The following is a 16,741-nucleotide window of genomic DNA, read 5'->3' on the forward strand; positions in this document are numbered from 1 at the left end:
TCAATTCCTCTTTACGTTTGATGAGTATACACTTATTTCAAATAATCGTGAATCACGGCGTTTGCTTATTTATCACTGCGCAAGCGATATTAATGCTTGTTAACCTTTGATTTAACGATTAGCTAATTTGTTGATTTGCTCTCATCTTCGTAATTAGACTCTTCCATTGCTAATAAGGTAATATTTGGATTAATCGGTTTTTTAACTTCAATACCCATTTCACGGAATCGTTCAATTTGCCCAATTACGTTACCACGACCTTTTGATAATTTGTTCATGGAATTTTGATAAGTCTGTTGTGCTTTGTCTAAACAACTGCCTAGGTTTTCCATATCTTCAACAAAGCCGCGCATTTTGTCGTACAGTTTACTTGCTCTATCAGCAATCAGCTGGGCATTACGATTTTGATATTCAAATCGCCATAAATTATGAATAGTTCGTAATGCCACTAACAATGTGGTTGGGCTGACTATCATAATATTATTTTTTAAAGCATCATTGATTAATGCAGGATCATTATCGATCGCACTTAAAAATGCTGGCTCGACAGGGATAAACATCAAAATATAATCTAATGAATTAATACCAATGAGTTTATGATAATCTTTTTGGCTCAGTTGCTTTAAGTGGTTACGAACAGCTGCTAAATGTTCGGTCATCGCTTTCGCTTTAATTGTTTCGTCATCACTATTAAAATGACGCTCATAGGCAACTAATGTTACTTTTGAATCAATAACCACGTCCCCGCCTTGCGGTAAGTGAACAATAACATCGGGTTGTAATCGCTGATTACTTTCGTTCGTTAAATTGACTTGAGTTTCATATTCATAACCTGAACGTAATCCTGAATTATCTAGAATTTGGCTTAGGATAAATTCGCCCCAGTTCCCTTGGGTTTTGTTATTGCCCTTTAGCGCATTGGTTAAGTTGGTTGCTTCTTTGCTCATTTGCTCATTTAGCTGTTGCAAGTTACGAATTTCATGCGTGAGTGTGTGGCGTTCTTTAGCCTCTTGACCAAAACTATCTTGTACTTGTTTTTTGAAACCTTCTAGCTGTTCTTTGAGTGGTGAAAGTAAAAAATCAAGGCTTTGTTTATTTTGTTGCTCAATCTTTTTGCCACTTTGTTCAAAAATACGATTGGCAAGGTTTTCAAATTGGGTCGTGAGCCGTTGTTCACTTTGTTCTAATATCGTTTGCCGTTCTTGGGTAGCACTTAACGTTTCTTCTAAACGTGTTTTGAGTTCACTAATTTTGACATTTTGCGCTAGATTTTGTTGTCGATACTGATCTAATTGATGCTCCAGCTGTCTTACTTGAATTGTTAAAGATTGGTTTTCTTCCTTTTTTTGGATCAGTTGCAGATCAAATAGTTGATGTAAATTATTAATTGTTAGGTGCGATTTTACTGTTAACACCAATAAAATTAGGGCGGCAATACCAATAATAATCGCAATCCATTCGGCTAATCCTAAATTATTGAACATAATTAAGCCCTTTCAAAAGTAAATGACATCACTTCATCTAAATTTTTGCACTCTAGTGCAAGCATAATTAAACGATCTAATCCTACCGCAACACCCGCACAGTCAGGTAGGCCAGCTTCCATGGCAGCGAGTAACTCAATGTCAATATTTTGTGCTGGTAGGTTTTGATTTGTGCGATCTAAATTATTTTGTTCAAAACGCATTCGTTGTTCTTGAGCATTGGTGAGTTCTTTAAAACCATTAGCAAGTTCAACACCTTTGTAATAGAACTCAAAACGGCTCGCTACTCGGTGATCCTCTGAACTAATGGCAGCTAATGCTGCTTGTGATGCTGGAAAGTTGAATACTGCAATAGGTTTATCTTGCCCAATATGCGGTTCAACACCAAAAGTGAACAAGCATTGGAGTAATCCATCTTTATCATAATTGTCAGTATTAAGTCCAATATCAAGTTGGTTTGCGGCATTAACTAAGGTTGCGTGATCAGCTTCTAAAGGGTCAATATTAAGATGACGTTGAAATACCTTTTGATAAGAAATACGTTCAGCCGGTTCACAATCTAAAACAGTTTGCAGTAAGTCATCGACTTCATTGATCATTTGCATCATATCAAATTGGATGCGATACCATTCGAGCATGGTGAACTCAGGGTTATGATAACGACTAACTTCTTCATGATTACGAAAACATTTACACATTTGATAAATAGGACCACTGCCAGCGGCTAGTAAGCGCTTCATATGATATTCAGGGCTGGTAATTAATGACATTTGTTGCCCTTGTTGTTCTTCGTGCTCCCCTGGTTTTAAGAATTTAGTGTGAAAAGAACTTAAATGCACGTCTGTTACTGCATATTGGCTTAAGGTCGGTGTTTCAACCTCTAAAATACAGCGATCAGCAAAAAATTGGCGTACTTGAGAAACAATTTTTGCGCGCTTAAGTAAATTATTGATAGATGCAGAAGGTTGCCAAGTCATAAAAATATCCATGGGTTTTTGATTAGTTACTAAAAGAAGTGAAGTAGGGCAAAAGCCCTATTTCTTATTGTTGGCGTTCATTTTGCCATAATGAGAACAAATTGTCGTATTTTTCTTGTTGCTGCCAAATATGACGATGTAATGCGGAAAGAATAATAGGATCTTCTAAAATTGCTAACTGTTTTTCTTTACTCATTTTTTCTAAATCTATGTGTTGATACTGAGCAATAAGTTCATCACGTTTTTGTTGGTTTTTATTATTCACTTGATGTCGTGACGTTGATAAAGCGCAAGCTAGCGCATTATAGATAGGATCGACCAACGCCATAACAAAGCCATTTTCAATAAATGCCGCTTCAGTTTTAACTAAATATTCACCTGTAAGTGTGATTGCTTTTGCAGGGTGGGTTTCTTCTGGTGTTAAAAATAACCCTACTTTTTTTGCTTTCATACCAATGCTAGAAAGCCCCGATACCCTAATTACTAAAGGCGAAATGGTTAAAGGTATTAATATTGCTATATACCAATAAGTAAATTGTGGATTCAGCCAGATTATTATCCCTAGCCATACAATGCCTAATAGCGACAGTGGCCAACAAAAATAAAATGATTCTCCCCATGTTAACGCATCGTCACTTCGGGAAGGTGACTTCCATTGAATTTTGCTACCCATCCATGCTCTAAGTACAAATTTACTATGGAAGATCATGCGTATTGGCGCAAGGATCATCGACCAAACCATTTCAATTAGTATTGATAAGGTTAATTTAAATATACCACCAACATCTTTTGCCCCTGTTCTGGCTATAATAATGCCATAGCTGAAAAATTTAGGTGCAAATAGTAAAACCATCGTGGTTGAGAGTAGTTGTATGGCCAATTGCTCATCCCACCTTGGCCAAGTTGGATAAAATTGGTTAGGTTGGAAGAAGTATTGGGGTTCAGAAATATTAAACACCAATAATAATAGTGTTGAAAATATTAAAAACACTAACCACAATAATGAAGAGATATAAGCCATACCACTAGTTGCAAACATGATGCGGTGTGTTAATTTAATACCGCTTTTGAAAATTAACCTTAGGTTAATTAAGTTGCCCATACACCAACGATTATCGCGTTTTAGATCTTCAATCATATTACCGGGTAGCTCTTCATAACTGCCGTTCATATTATAAGCAATCCAAACGCCATAGCCGGCACGACGCATAAGTGTTGCTTCAACCAGATCATGCGATAAGATATGAATTGTTCCTTTACGTTTTTGAAGTGGCGATAATATGCAATGTTCTATAAAAGGTTTTAAGCGAATCATGGCATTGTGTCCCCAATATTGGGCTTCGCTTAGTTGCCAAAAATGTGTGCCAGAACAGAAGATATCGCTGTAAATTTGGTTAGCAAATTGTTGAATACGTCCGTAAAGCGTTGTCATTCTGACGGATTTTGGCGGGGATTGTAAAATGCCTGCTTTAGGAGTCATTTCCATCATGGCAATCATTTTTAAGATACAATCACCGGTCATAATACTGTCGGCATCAAGGATCATCATGTATTCGTATTGATGACCCCAACGGCGGCAAAAATCATCAATATTACCGCTTTTACGTTTCACTCGACGTTTGCGGTGACGATAAAAAATATTACAACCGTTGTTTGGTTTTGTCGCATTAAATTCCGCCCAAGCTTTAAGTTCGTTGACATATAGATCGGGATCGTTAGTATCACTTAAGATAAAAAAATCACAGCAAGCGGCGTGACCTGTTTCAACAAGGGACTGATAAGTTGCCTGTAATCCAGCAAATACCCGAGCAACATCTTCATTACAAATTGGCATAACAAGTGCAGTTCGATGCTTAGCATCAATATGCGATGCAGGGTCATTAGGAATAGGGATAGTGTAACGATCTTTTCCCATAACAGCCAATATTAGCCCCATAATGCTGGTCCAAAAACCAATCGAAATCCAGAAAAACAAAATAGCAAATAAGGTAATAATCGCACCTTGGATAATATAAGGGATTATACTGTAAATGGCTAATTCAGGATTGATATCCCAATTTGCCATAAAATTGATTTTTTGCCAACTTTGATAAGGCAGTAAAGACGATAGGTAAGTGGTTCCGTAATAGGTTTGTACAGTAATGAGTACAAACATAATAAAGCGACGGATTATAGCTAGGACATTAATGCCAAATTTCGCTTTGGCCGTATAGCGTTGGTTCCATATCTGTGGTTGAATTGAAACGCGATCAACTTTAGGATAACTCGGTTGTTGCCTTCGGTCATCAATAAAGGAAGATGTATCACCAACTTGGTTTAAACGATATTTTAAAAACTCGACATCGTCAGGTGGCGTTGCATTGTTTTCACATTTCTGATGCCAAACTTCAGCGTCAGAAAGATGGGCAAAGTAATCTTTTTTCATATTTTTATCATAATAATATAATAATTATTGTGCGGGATATTGCCCACTCCAAGTTTCGGAAATCACTTCATTAGTTGCTTGCGAAGCGAGTTGTATGCGAATATCAGTTGCTTTTTTACTGTCTTCAACGTTGAATCGAACAATTACTCGCCAGCCTTTAATTACTGGATTGTATTGCTTGTCACAACTTACGATAGAACCATTGTTAATACTTGAAATCACTTTGACTGGCTCATTTTCTGATAATGTTGAACCGGCGAAGTCAATCACATATGCATTAGAACCATCAAGTTTACGAATTAAATTAGCTTGTTTTATATCACCTAGTGATAAGCGTGTGCTAACTGCTTTTGCTACATTATTGGGATAACGTTGTTTTTCGTTTAATGAATAATGTAATCGATATTTGATATCAAGTGCATCTCCCGCTTTGTATTGTTTTTCGGGTACCCAAAAAGTAACAATATTGTCGTTAGTTTCATCAGATGTTGGAATTTCGACTAATTCAACGCGTCCTTTGTGCCAATCACCTAAAATTTCAGTCCAAACACTTGGTCGTTTTTCATAGTGATCATCAAGATCTTGATAATCATCAAAACCTTTATCACGCTGAATTAAACCGAATGCTTTTGGGTTTTCTAAACTATAAGATGAAAACGATAAACGCTTTGGATTATTTAATGGACGCCAAATCCATTCATTATTATTAGCTAATATAGAAAGCCCATTTGAATCATGCATTGCTGGACGGTAATTTAGCAATGGTGATGGTTGATTAGGTCCAAATAAAAACATACTGGTTAATGGCGCTATGCCTAATTTTTTTACTGAATTACGGAAGAATATTTTCGCTTGCACGGTGATAGTAGTATCAACACTTGGTACGAGTGTAATTTTATAAGCGCCAGTAACACTTGGTGAATCGAGTAATGCATAGATAACTAAATGCTTTTGGTTTGGTTCAGGCCTTTCAATCCAATACTCTTTAAAACGTGGAAACTCTTCTCCGGACATTTCTCCTGTGTCAATAGCCAGACCTCTAGCTGAAAGGCCATATCGCTGATCTTTTCCTACTGCACGAAAATAACTGCCACCAAGTGCTGAGAATATTTCATCATCAGTTTTTGTTGGCGTATTAATTGGATAATGAACTTTAAAGCCAGCAAAACCAAGATTTTTATTGTCTAGTTTATCAAGTTTGATTTGGCTTAAATCAAAATAGCTAGGATCATATTTAATTGGATTAACTTGATTATCAACAATTTCATTGATTTTTATTGGAACGTCAAAGTACATACCTTCATGATAAAACTCAAGTTTAAAACGGCTTTTTCGATCACCCCAATAGGCCTTTTGATGATTAAATAGAATTTTTTGATAATCAGCAAATTGTAAAGATGCTAATTCGTTTGGTATATTTTTAGATGGCTGAACATAAGCTTTTTGGGATGATTTTTCGGCTTTTGCAACCACATCATCAAACGAAAAGGCCCACGAAGAAAAACTAATGCAAGAAACACAAGCCATGCAAAGCACCTTGCTAATTAGTGTTTGACTAAAAGGATTATTGGGTAAAAAATTGTACATAAAGGCTCGCATTATTATCTAAAAATATTGAAGTAGTTGATAATATTATCTTTTGGGGCACCCAAGCATTTTTCGACATAATCTACTTTTATTTCTTGAATGATGCTCGGATTTTCATCAATCAGGAAGTGAGAATAGTCATCTTTAGCAATCTTTGCTTTTAAGGATAATATATCTTGTTCAGACATTCTAAATTGTGGTTGAAAATATTGGGTTATTTTAGCGGTATCTTTTGTATAAATTGCAGCAACAAAATCGGCCGAATCCTGACAATAATTTTTAATATTGGTGTCAGTTGCTTTTATTTTGCTTAATTCAATATCATGTTCAGCTTGGTTTTCTTCAACTACTTTTTTGAGTTGCATACCATACTTTAATTTATAATTTTCGTTCAAATAAAAACTCAACACACATGATGACTGGTTACTATCATCTTTGCAATTTAAAATGCCATGTTTGGTAATATAGTTGTCGAAGTTTTTATCACCAACAATCTGAATTAATTGATTTTTAGCATCAACGACATAAGGGTCATTAGTTTCAGTTTGTTGTTTTAATAGAAATAGCTGATCTGCTTGTGAAATCGTTTCTTTATTTTTTTTTGGTGAAACTTTTTGGGCACAACTTGCGACAAGAATAGAGACAATGGCGCATATAAGGATGTTACTTACTTTCATTTATCAAATTCCATGAATATATTCTTGAGTATAATTTCAAAGTGAACAAATTTGCTATCCATTTAATCCTGTTATTAGTAACAACCGTTACCGATAACGATTATTATTGTAGCGCAAAATTATATACTCTTATTGTTTTAAAAACACTAGCAGATTAAATTAAATTTATAAAAGAACCTGCTATATAGCGATATAGCCGTTTTTTCTAATGTTTACATATTTTTTTATTATCAACTGTAAACACAGATTCATGAACAACAGAAGGTTTAAATTTACCCTTTGATTTGAAAAAAGTGATAAGTTGCTCGGCATTCATATCAAATTGAGAACAAGTATGAAACTTTGCATTTGCGCCAAATTTGTCTTTGATGGCATTAAGTAAGGAAGATTCTGTGTAGTTATTCCCATCCATCATATGCAAAACTTTATGTCCGTGAATTGACATTATAGCCTCCTAAGTTGTTGTTCATTTAAGTCATGAAACTCAACGTTTCGAGCAGTGAAAGATAGCAGATATTACCAGTAAAAAAAAGAGGTTAAATATTAAAAATATCATAAATTTCTTTTGCTGATTCCCCTGATGTATATCAGGGGAAAAGTAAGAGCGACGGTGGCAAAACATTGAATAAAGTGTAACGTTATTTTTATTCTTTATTCATGGATAATTTGGCGATGATTGTTTGATTTTCTCTTTTAACTTGATGAATAACAATCGAGATAGTGTCAGCTAGTTTATAGCAAGTTTCACCTTTAATTTTGATGATGCCTTCATCGGGTAATGGAATAATTTCTTCTTTGACTGGGTGAATCATTGACAGCGGCACAAATGCAAAAGCACCTATATCACATAAGCGAACCCGAGCGCCACCACGATTAATATCAATAATTTCAGCTGAGTAATTTTCGCCGATTTTATCTGATAAGTATTGAGCATAAAGATTTTCAGCCATATCGCGTTCAGCAAAGCGTAATATTTTGCGTCTTTCATTCATACTTTTTAATTGCTCTTTATCTGGCGGGGTTAATTCTTGTGAGCGGATATACGCTTTGATTAGTCGATGATTGACCATATCGCCGTATTTACGTATTGGTGAAGTCCATGTAGCATAGGCGTCAAATCCTAAACCAAAATGCGGTTGTGGCTCAGTTGAAAAATCTGCAGGACTTTGGAATTTGCGGAGCTTGGTGGCCAAAAATGGATTATTGTCGATTATACGTCGTAACTTTACATATCCATCGAAAGATAAGAGTGATTCTTTATCAAACTCTGTAATCCCGTTATCATTTAAAAAATTTACCACTTGTTCAATATATTTATTATCAAAGCCCGAATGAATATTAAAAATCCCAAAGCCAATTTTATGTTGTAATTGTAATGTTAAAGCTTGGTTGGCAAGAACCATGACTTCTTCAACAATATGATTAGCAATTCGACGAGTCTCTTTAATTATGGATTGAACTTGACGATTTTCATTAAGTTTAAAGCGATAATCACCATTATCTTTAAAGACTAATGCATGAGTTTGTCGCCATGTTATGCGAATTTTAGCTAAATCAGCTAACCAGTTTAATTGCTGTACAATAATTGGGTTATTGGTGGTTAATTCGTCATTATTTTCTAAAAAGTTAGAGACATGGTTATAAGCTAGTTTAGCCTTTGATTCAATCCAAGCTGGAATAAAGGAAATATCATCGGGAATAATATTGCCCGCTTGGTCAACACTCATCTTACATATCATTGCTGGGCGTTTTTGATTTGCTTTTAATGAGCATAGTTCATTGGCAAGATCTGCAGGTAACATAGGGATATTAAAATCAGGTAAATAAGTTGTGAAATTTCTAACTTTGGCAATATTATCTAATTCGCTATTTTGTAATACATATGCGGTAGGGTCAGCAATGGCAACCATTAATTGATAATGCCCCTGTTCATCTTTAGAAACCGCAATGGCATCATCCATATCTTCAGTCTCTTCGCTATCGATGGTAAAAAAGTGAACATCGGTTAAATCTTGACGGTTAACTAGCTCACCCTCGCTAATTGTCAATGTTTCGGTTTGTGGCGCGTGCGTTTCTAAATCGTAACGGGCTAATGTTTTTAGCCAAAGTTGATAAGGTGAGCAGCTTTCTGAAACAAAACGAATAACTTCAGCAAGGAAATGGTTATTTTGTTCTTGCAAAGGATGAGAAATAAGCGTTGCAACCACCCAATCTCCTTCTTGTAGTTTTTCGCTAACTTGTTTGTTTATTTTGCAGCAAATGGCGAAATTTGTGGGCATATTTTCAGGGTAGATCACCATCGAACGATCTTGAAAACCAATTTTGCCGATAAATTGTTGCAATGCACCTTCAATTAATGATTCAGGTTCGAAAGACTCTTTATCGTTATGACTTATTACTGTTCCTGAAACTTTATCGCCATTACAGACTGTTTTCATCTTAGCGACAGGGATGAAATAACTTTTTTTATTATCTACATCTAAAAAACCAAATCCTTTTTCATGAGCTCTAACAATACCTTCAACGCGAGGCGTTTGTTCATGGAGTGCTTGTTTTAATTGTGCAAGTAGAGGGTTATTTTGAAACATATGGCTTAACACTAGTTAAAAAGTTAGTATTAAATTCTATCATATTTATGCAAATTGTGGTTATTGAATTAATCGGTGATGACGTTGAAAATAGACGTATAATAACGCTACTTAAAATTATTGGTCGAATTACAGTATGAAATTAAATTATAAATTGCAGGGCGATGGACAGCCGATTGTATTTTTGCATGGGGTATTTGGTAGTTTAGATAATTTAAATATGCTTGCGAAAGATTTTGCAAAGCATTATCAAACAGTGCAAGTTGATTTGCGTAACCATGGGCATTCGCCGTGGTCTGATAAGATGGACTATCAAGCCATGGCCGAAGATGTGGCTGAACTTTGTTATGATTTACAATTAAAAGATATAATATTAATTGGTCATTCAATGGGGGGCAAGGTAGCTTTACAATTGTCACAGGTGCTCTCAGATACTATCCAAAAAATAGTTGCTATTGATATTGCTCCCATAAAATATCAGCGCTCAGCCAATGCTATCATTCTAAGAGTATTAACTTATTGCCTTGCAAAGAAGATTACCGACAAAAAACAGATCATGGATTTAATGAGACAAGAGGGTATTAGTGATGCAATCATTCTTTTTTTATTAAAATCGTTTAAAAATGAACATTGGTTATTTAATATTCAGGCTATTAACGAACAGTATGGTCATATTTGCGATTGGCAAACGATTTCACCTTGGTTAAAACCGACGTTATTTATACGCGGTGGCAATTCACCTTATATCACCGATCAGGCTTATCAAGCTATTTTTGAGCAATTTCCGAATGCAAAAATTGAAGTGGTTGAAGGGGCAGGGCATAATGTTCATTTTGAAAAAACGCAGCAAGTTTTACAACTTTTACATAACTGGTTAGGTGATTAAATAATATTTAACTGTTAAATATCAATGTGAATCACAAAAAAAACGCTGCTGTTTGACGACTTGTTTGTTGGGTGCACTAACTGTTATTACCACCATTTTACACTGGGCATTATATCTTTTACTGGTGATCGTATAACGCCAACCAGAAGGGATAATTTCATTGGGTGTATAAGGATAGCTATCAAGTAGCTGAAAAGCAATTTTATTGGCGCGCAAATAGTTTGCAAAGTAGCGATGTTTATTGAGCAACGCTTGTTGATAGTTAATAAATCCCAGCATAATAATTGAAAATAGTAACGTTGCTATCATGACTTCAATCAAACTAAAGCCAGCTATATCTTTATTATTCACAATGAATAGCCTTTTTTTCTGGGCAATAATCGAGCCAATGGCCTTTTTCGACAATTAATCGATTTTTATCAAAATGTGCAAGTGTATATAAATAAATATCTTCGTCTTTGGCTTCGCCACGGACTAATACATATTCATCGACTTTTAATAAAGACTGTTTTATACAGGCCTTTAGTTGATAAGTTGGTTCGGTCATACAATGCCAATGAGCCTTAGGCGCTTGCCAATTTTGACTAATTGCCCACGTTAACGATGAACTGGCTTGATTAAATCGCTGATAGTATTGGCATTCCATTAATATCGCTTTTTGCCATGAGGCAATAAGCAAATTAAAGCCGATCAATATAACCAAACCCACAACCATTAAAATAATCACCATTAAAATAGTGCTAAAACCATGCGACACATAATGTTGTTTAAAATCGGTTTTCATTTTTGATTATTTCAGTTCTATGATATTTAATCTGTTTGTTTTTTCTTAATTCAGCAGTAACTGATAGGCTTATAGCATAGGGTAGCTGTTTTATTGTAAAGTCGGTTACTTTAATTTCGTTTGAATCGAACAAGTTTTCCCATTTGCTGCCAACACAATCTATTGATCCTGTTCTATAGGCGATGTTGTTTTCTTTATAGCGATAGGTAAAAACATCTGAACTCATTGGGTTGAATCTATCCCAAACCCATGAATTGCGAATCTCACTATCATATCGCAGAATAATACATTTGGACTGTTTATTGATTTCAATTGCTTTAGCGGTCATTTTGTTTGGATCATTAGCAATAAAACCGGCGCGTTTTATGTCTTTCTTCATGCCGGCTAATCCCAATTCGATCGCCTGTTGCAAACGTGTTTTTTGATAATATTGTATGATGCTTGCTTGTAATTGAATGTAAAAAGAGGTCATTCCCAGCACAATTAAGCTTGATAATATCATGCCAATGAGCATTTCAAATAGGGAATATCCAGATGCTTTTAACATGGCGGTAAACCTGTTATATAACTGTTTTCTGCACAGAAACGAATGCGTCCAATTAAAGAAATTAAAACTCTGCTGGTACCTATCTTATTTTTTAATTGAAAAGAGATTGTTTGTGCCATATTGCGGCGCCCTAAAATAAAAGCAGTTTTATTATTTGTTAACTCACTAATTTCAACAGAATTATCTGGTTTCATAAAATAAAGTATGCCTGCACTGCACAAGGTGGGTTTTTCATTGTGAGTAATGGCAATGCACCAAGGTGATGTAAATTGGTGAATGATGTAATTCTCGTTTCTGCTTGACGCTTTTATTTGAACTTCATATAAAAAATAAGCCAGCTGTTTGGTTGTATCGGCTAATTCATTACGCCGTTGTTGCTCTTTCCAATGTGCAATACCAATAGTGGTTAAAATGGCACTAATGCAGATGGCTATTAACAATTCCAGTAGTGAAAATCCCCAATCTTGCATAATATTGTCTTTTTTATATTGTGATAGCGCTAGTGTAGCTTTAAATAAAATAATGAGTTATTTGTTGAGCTTAATTTGTGATGTACTATCCAAATAAATTATATTTTTTATTTTGGTGTTTTTTATTTTTTTGCTGAAGAGTTAATTATCATCATAAAAAAGAGGGGGGCAAGATTGATTTAGATGATCTGATTAAACCACTTAAAAAGCAAAGCAGATTATATTATACTGTTTATCCATTTATTATTTGCTAACGGACTTATAGGTTAAAGGAAACTTGAGATGCAACAATTACAAACAATTATTGAAGCAGCATTTGAACGTCGTGCTGAAATTACACCATCAAATGTAGATACGGTTACACGTGATGCAATTAATCAATGTATCGCTTTATTAGATAGCGGTAAAATGCGTGTCGCTGAAAAAATCAATGGCGATTGGGTGACTCATCAATGGTTAAAAAAGGCTGTTCTGCTCTCTTTCCGTATTAACGAAAACCAGCTGATCGATGGCGGGCCGACTAATTATTATGACAAAGTGCCATTAAAATTTGCTGAATATGATCAAGCAAGATTCCAACAAGAAGGTTTCCGTGTTGTTCCATCAGCTATTGCGCGTAAAGGTGCCTATGTTGCTCGTAATACCGTATTGATGCCATCTTATGTCAATATTGGTGCTTATGTTGATGAAGGTACTATGGTTGATACATGGGTAACAGTTGGTTCTTGTGCACAAATTGGTAAAAATGTTCACCTATCGGGGGGCGTTGGTATTGGCGGCGTTTTAGAACCATTACAAGCTAATCCAACCATCATTGAAGATAACTGTTTTATCGGTGCTCGCAGTGAAATTGTTGAGGGCGTTATTGTTGAAGAAGGCAGCGTCATTTCAATGGGCGTATTTATTGGTCAAAGCACTAAAATTTATGATCGTGCAACAGGCGAAGTGCATTATGGTCGTGTACCAGCAGGTTCGGTGGTTGTTTCTGGCAACTTACCAACGAAAGATGGTAAATATAGTTTGTATTGTGCAGTCATTGTTAAAAAAGTAGATGCCAAAACTTTAGGTAAAGTGGGTATTAACGAATTACTTCGAACGATTGATTAATTGTAATCAATAAGTATAAATTTAAATGCTGCCTAAATTATCAGGCAGCAAATACAGTTCACTTGCCTTAATAAATTTATTTATATTTTATAACCATTAGAAGAGGAGAACTTATGCCTTCTTTTGATATCGTTTCAGAAATTCAAATGCCTGAAGTTAAAAATGGTGTTGAAAATGCGACTCGAGAATTAACTACCCGTTGGGATTTTAAAAACGTTGAAGCATCGTTTGAATTAAATGAAAAAAATGAAACGATTAAAGCAACAAGCCAATCTGATTTCCAAGTACAACAATTATTGGATATTTTACGTGACAAGTTAGCCAAGCGCGGTATTGACGGTGGTGCACTTGAGATCCCTGAAGAAATGGATCATAGCGGTAAACTTTATAGCATTACTGTTAAACTTAAGCAGGGCATTGATAAAGAGTTAGCCAAAAAGATTGTAAAAGCAATTAAAGACAGCAAAATTAAAGTGCAAGCTCAAGTGCAAGGTGAACAGGTTCGCGTGACAGGTAAATCGCGCGATGATTTACAAGCAACTATGGCATTAGTTCGAAATGGTGAATTTGGTCAACCGTTTCAGTTTACTAACTTTAGAGACTAATTTGTTATGCGTTAATATTGCCGATAAGTGTCGGCAATATTATCCTTTAACCATTATTATTTATCTTTATAAGGAATTTTAGAAACCTCTACATTTGGGGCTGGGTGTTTATCCAACAACTGCTATGCTGCCTTAAACGTAAATGTAAGTAGCGTAAAGAATGAGATTTTTTTTTATGAATACGTTATGCTATTTACTTGTCTATCCTCTTAATTATAACAATATTTATTATGATAAAAAAATTAGCGCTATTTTTATTTTTTCTTGTCTTTTCTGGATACTTGTTTGCACAAAATCCTAATATCGAAATAAAAAAAGAAAACGAAGTTCAAAACGTTGACGACTTTAAGGATGTCAAAGATGCTAAAAACGTAAAGGATGAAAAGCAAACTTTTATTGATAATCTATTATCAAAAATGACGCTCCAAGAAAAAGCGGGGCAATTACGTTTGATTAGCGTTGGTGGTGATCTAACATTAGATAAAGTGCTTGATCAAATCGGAGCAGGTGAAATTGGTGGTATTTTTAATACCGTTGTCGAACCTGACCTTTTTCGAATGCAAGAACGTGCTTTAAAATCTGCCAATAAAATTCCACTGTTTTTTGGCTTTGATATCATTCATGGTCATCGAACTGTGTTTCCGATTAATTTAGGTATTGCATCAACTTGGGATCGTGGCGCGATAGCAAAAGCGGCTGAAGTGTCCGCCGACGAAGCGACATCGGACGGATTAAATATAACTTGGGCTCCTATGGTTGATATTACACGCGATCCAAGATGGGGGCGTGTGTCAGAAGGATTTGGTGAAGATCCTTATTTAACATCAGAAGCTGGACGCATTTTTGTTCAAAAGATGCAAAAGCAATCGCTTACCGATAAAAAGTCGCTGGTTACTGCGGTAAAACATTTTGCGCTTTATGGTGCGGTTGAAGGTGGGCGTGAATATAACAGTACCGATATGAGCGAACGTAAAATGTTCCAAGAATATCTTGTGCCTTATAAAGCGGCAATTGATGCCGGAAGTCGTGCAGTCATGGTGTCACTTGTGAGTGTCAATGGTATTCCGGCAACGGCTAATCATTGGTTATTAACCGAAGTATTACGCAATCAGTGGCATTTTGATGGCGTTGTGGTCAGTGATCATGGTGCTATTCGTGAGCTGATTAATCATGGCGTGGCGAGTGATCCGAAAGATGCTGTTCGAGTTGCCATTAAAGCTGGCATTGATATGAGTATGAATGATGAATATTTCTTACAATTTTTGCCTGAATTGGTTAATGAAGGTGCTATTACAGAAGATGAAGTCAATCAAGCATGTCGCCGTATTCTGGAGCTTAAATATGATATGGGGTTATTTAGTGATCCTAATCGTAATTTAGACCCAAAATTAGATATTGATACAATGTTTGCTGATAATCGATTGCATCGTGAAGAAGCCCGTGATGTGGCGCGCCGTAGTATTGTGTTATTAAAAAATGAAAATGGGATTTTGCCTCTAGCTAAAAATAAGAAAATTGCGGTGATTGGTCCATTGGCTGATTCTAAACGTGATATTTTGGGCAGTTGGGCGGGGGCTGGACGCGCTAATTTGGCGGTAACGCCATTAGAAGGTATTAAAAACGCAGTTAAGAATTCAAAATTGGTTAATTACGCCTTTGGTGCCAACCTTTCTGATGATGCAAATTTATATCGATTTTTAAATTTATATGGCGAAACAACTAAGTTTGATAATAGACCAGCGGATAAAATGATTGCTGAAGCGGTTAAAATAGCCCAAAAATCGGATGTTGTCATTGCCTTTGTTGGTGAGGCCGAAGGTATGGCTCATGAATCATCAAGCCGAACTGATCTTTCTTTACCTGCAAGTCAAAAACGCTTGCTGAAAGCGCTAAAAGCAACCGGTAAACCTTTAGTTATTGCATTAATGAATGGTCGTCCATTAACATTATCTGAAGAATATGCTCAAGCCGATGCTATGCTTGAAACCTGGTTTTTAGGCACTGAAGGTGGCAATGCCATTGCCGATGTGTTATTTGGTCAGTATAACCCCTCTGGTAAGTTGCCAATGTCTTTTCCTGATAATGTCGGTCAAATCCCTGTTTATTACAGTCATTTAAACACAGGGCGTCCACATGGAACTGAAAATATGGGTAAATATACCACCTCGTATTTTGATAGTCCAAACGAACCATTATTCCCATTCGGTTTTGGTTTAAGTTATACCAACTTTGCGATGGATTTTTCTTTATCTAGTACTGAAATGAACAAAGAGGGTGAAATTGTTGTTACCGTTAATGTTGAAAATATTGGTAAGACAGAAGGCATGCAAACAGTTCAACTCTATTTGCAAGATGTTACAGCGTCAGTTAGTCGTCCCGTTAAGGAATTGATTGGTTTTGAAAATATTACCTTAAAACCCCAATCAAAAGGTGAAGTAAAATTTGTTATTAACTATGATATGTTAAAATTTTGGAATAACAAAATGCAATACGTTGCAGAACCAGGTAAATTTAATGTGTTTATAGGTAGCGATTCTACTACCCAAGATAAGCAAACGTTTACTTTGCTTGATAAGTAAATTTCTCATTTTCCGTCGACTTTTG

The 16,741-nt window shown here is 35.6% G+C and carries 15 protein-coding genes; 4 read left to right on the plus strand and 11 right to left on the minus strand.

The genetic code is table 11. From position 1 onward, the window contains the following. Nucleotides 1–122 precede the first annotated feature (122 nt). The 7 genes from rmuC to GQ593_RS00830 all read right to left on the minus strand — a co-directional run bounded on the left by rmuC (nucleotide 123) and on the right by GQ593_RS00830 (nucleotide 9,738). Entirely contained in the window at nucleotides 123–1,484 is a 1,362-nt protein-coding gene (gene rmuC / locus GQ593_RS00800; protein WP_160430178.1) for a DNA recombination protein RmuC, read from the minus strand. Between the two features lie 2 nt (nucleotides 1,485–1,486). Then, entirely contained in the window at nucleotides 1,487–2,461 is a 975-nt protein-coding gene (gene epmA / locus GQ593_RS00805; RefSeq protein WP_237397653.1) for an elongation factor P--(R)-beta-lysine ligase, read from the minus strand. A 64-nt stretch (nucleotides 2,462–2,525) separates the two neighbouring features. Further along, nucleotides 2,526–4,886 (minus strand): glucans biosynthesis glucosyltransferase MdoH, encoded by a 2,361-nt coding sequence (gene mdoH / locus GQ593_RS00810; RefSeq protein WP_160430180.1) that lies wholly within the window; start codon nucleotides 4,884–4,886, stop codon nucleotides 2,526–2,528. 24 nt (nucleotides 4,887–4,910) lie between these two features. Continuing rightward, the gene (locus GQ593_RS00815) at nucleotides 4,911–6,413 is read right to left on the minus strand and encodes a glucan biosynthesis protein G (protein ID WP_160430181.1); all 1,503 of its coding nucleotides are present in this window, start codon (nucleotides 6,411–6,413) and stop codon (nucleotides 4,911–4,913) included. A 74-nt stretch (nucleotides 6,414–6,487) separates the two neighbouring features. Next, nucleotides 6,488–7,150 carry a hypothetical protein gene (locus GQ593_RS00820; protein WP_160430182.1) on the minus strand — a complete coding sequence of 221 codons (663 nt, stop codon included), beginning with the start codon at nucleotides 7,148–7,150 and terminating at the stop codon, nucleotides 6,488–6,490. Between the two features lie 205 nt (nucleotides 7,151–7,355). After that, nucleotides 7,356–7,595 (minus strand): YecH family metal-binding protein, encoded by a 240-nt coding sequence (locus GQ593_RS00825; protein WP_202115318.1) that lies wholly within the window; start codon nucleotides 7,593–7,595, stop codon nucleotides 7,356–7,358. A 199-nt stretch (nucleotides 7,596–7,794) separates the two neighbouring features. After that, nucleotides 7,795–9,738: an exoribonuclease II gene (locus GQ593_RS00830; RefSeq protein ID WP_160430183.1), complete on the minus strand. Its 1,944-nt coding sequence runs from the start codon at nucleotides 9,736–9,738 to the stop codon at nucleotides 7,795–7,797. Between the two features lie 136 nt (nucleotides 9,739–9,874). Here GQ593_RS00830 and GQ593_RS00835 point away from each other — a divergent pair, with 136 nt between their 5' ends. Further along, nucleotides 9,875–10,624 (plus strand): alpha/beta fold hydrolase, encoded by a 750-nt coding sequence (locus GQ593_RS00835; protein ID WP_160430184.1) that lies wholly within the window; start codon nucleotides 9,875–9,877, stop codon nucleotides 10,622–10,624. 21 nt (nucleotides 10,625–10,645) lie between these two features. Here the strand turns inward: GQ593_RS00835 and GQ593_RS00840 are convergent, their stop codons facing one another. The 4 genes from GQ593_RS00840 to GQ593_RS00855 are packed head-to-tail and all read right to left on the minus strand — an operon-like array spanning nucleotide 10,646 to nucleotide 12,425. Then, nucleotides 10,646–10,975, minus strand: coding sequence for a prepilin-type N-terminal cleavage/methylation domain-containing protein (locus GQ593_RS00840; protein WP_160430185.1), 330 nt, complete (start codon nucleotides 10,973–10,975; stop codon nucleotides 10,646–10,648). Then, nucleotides 10,968–11,408, minus strand: coding sequence for a DUF2509 family protein (locus GQ593_RS00845; RefSeq protein WP_160430186.1), 441 nt, complete (start codon nucleotides 11,406–11,408; stop codon nucleotides 10,968–10,970). Before GQ593_RS00845 ends, GQ593_RS00840 begins: the two co-directional genes overlap by 8 nt. Further along, the gene (locus GQ593_RS00850) at nucleotides 11,392–11,955 is read right to left on the minus strand and encodes a prepilin peptidase-dependent protein (RefSeq protein ID WP_160430187.1); all 564 of its coding nucleotides are present in this window, start codon (nucleotides 11,953–11,955) and stop codon (nucleotides 11,392–11,394) included. Before GQ593_RS00850 ends, GQ593_RS00845 begins: the two co-directional genes overlap by 17 nt. Beyond that, nucleotides 11,949–12,425 carry a prepilin-type N-terminal cleavage/methylation domain-containing protein gene (locus tag GQ593_RS00855; protein ID WP_160430188.1) on the minus strand — a complete coding sequence of 159 codons (477 nt, stop codon included), beginning with the start codon at nucleotides 12,423–12,425 and terminating at the stop codon, nucleotides 11,949–11,951. Before GQ593_RS00855 ends, GQ593_RS00850 begins: the two co-directional genes overlap by 7 nt. A gap of 282 nt (nucleotides 12,426–12,707) precedes the next feature. On the opposite strand from GQ593_RS00855, the gene dapD reads away from it, so the two are divergent. From dapD to bglX, 3 genes are all read left to right on the plus strand, one after another. Further along, on the plus strand, nucleotides 12,708–13,532 hold the full coding sequence (dapD, locus tag GQ593_RS00860) for a 2,3,4,5-tetrahydropyridine-2,6-dicarboxylate N-succinyltransferase (protein WP_065610979.1): 825 nt from the start codon (nucleotides 12,708–12,710) through the stop codon (nucleotides 13,530–13,532). A gap of 113 nt (nucleotides 13,533–13,645) precedes the next feature. Continuing rightward, nucleotides 13,646–14,137 (plus strand): YajQ family cyclic di-GMP-binding protein, encoded by a 492-nt coding sequence (locus GQ593_RS00865; RefSeq protein WP_085247508.1) that lies wholly within the window; start codon nucleotides 13,646–13,648, stop codon nucleotides 14,135–14,137. Nucleotides 14,138–14,367: 230 nt separating this feature from the next. Next, complete coding sequence (gene bglX, locus GQ593_RS00870) at nucleotides 14,368–16,716, plus strand: beta-glucosidase BglX (protein ID WP_160430189.1); 2,349 nt, start codon at nucleotides 14,368–14,370, stop codon at nucleotides 16,714–16,716. Nucleotides 16,717–16,741: the final 25 nt, after the last annotated feature.

Origin of the sequence: Gilliamella sp. Pas-s25, from assembly GCF_009795885.1 — a bacterium.
Lineage (GTDB): Bacteria > Pseudomonadota > Gammaproteobacteria > Enterobacterales > Orbaceae > Gilliamella.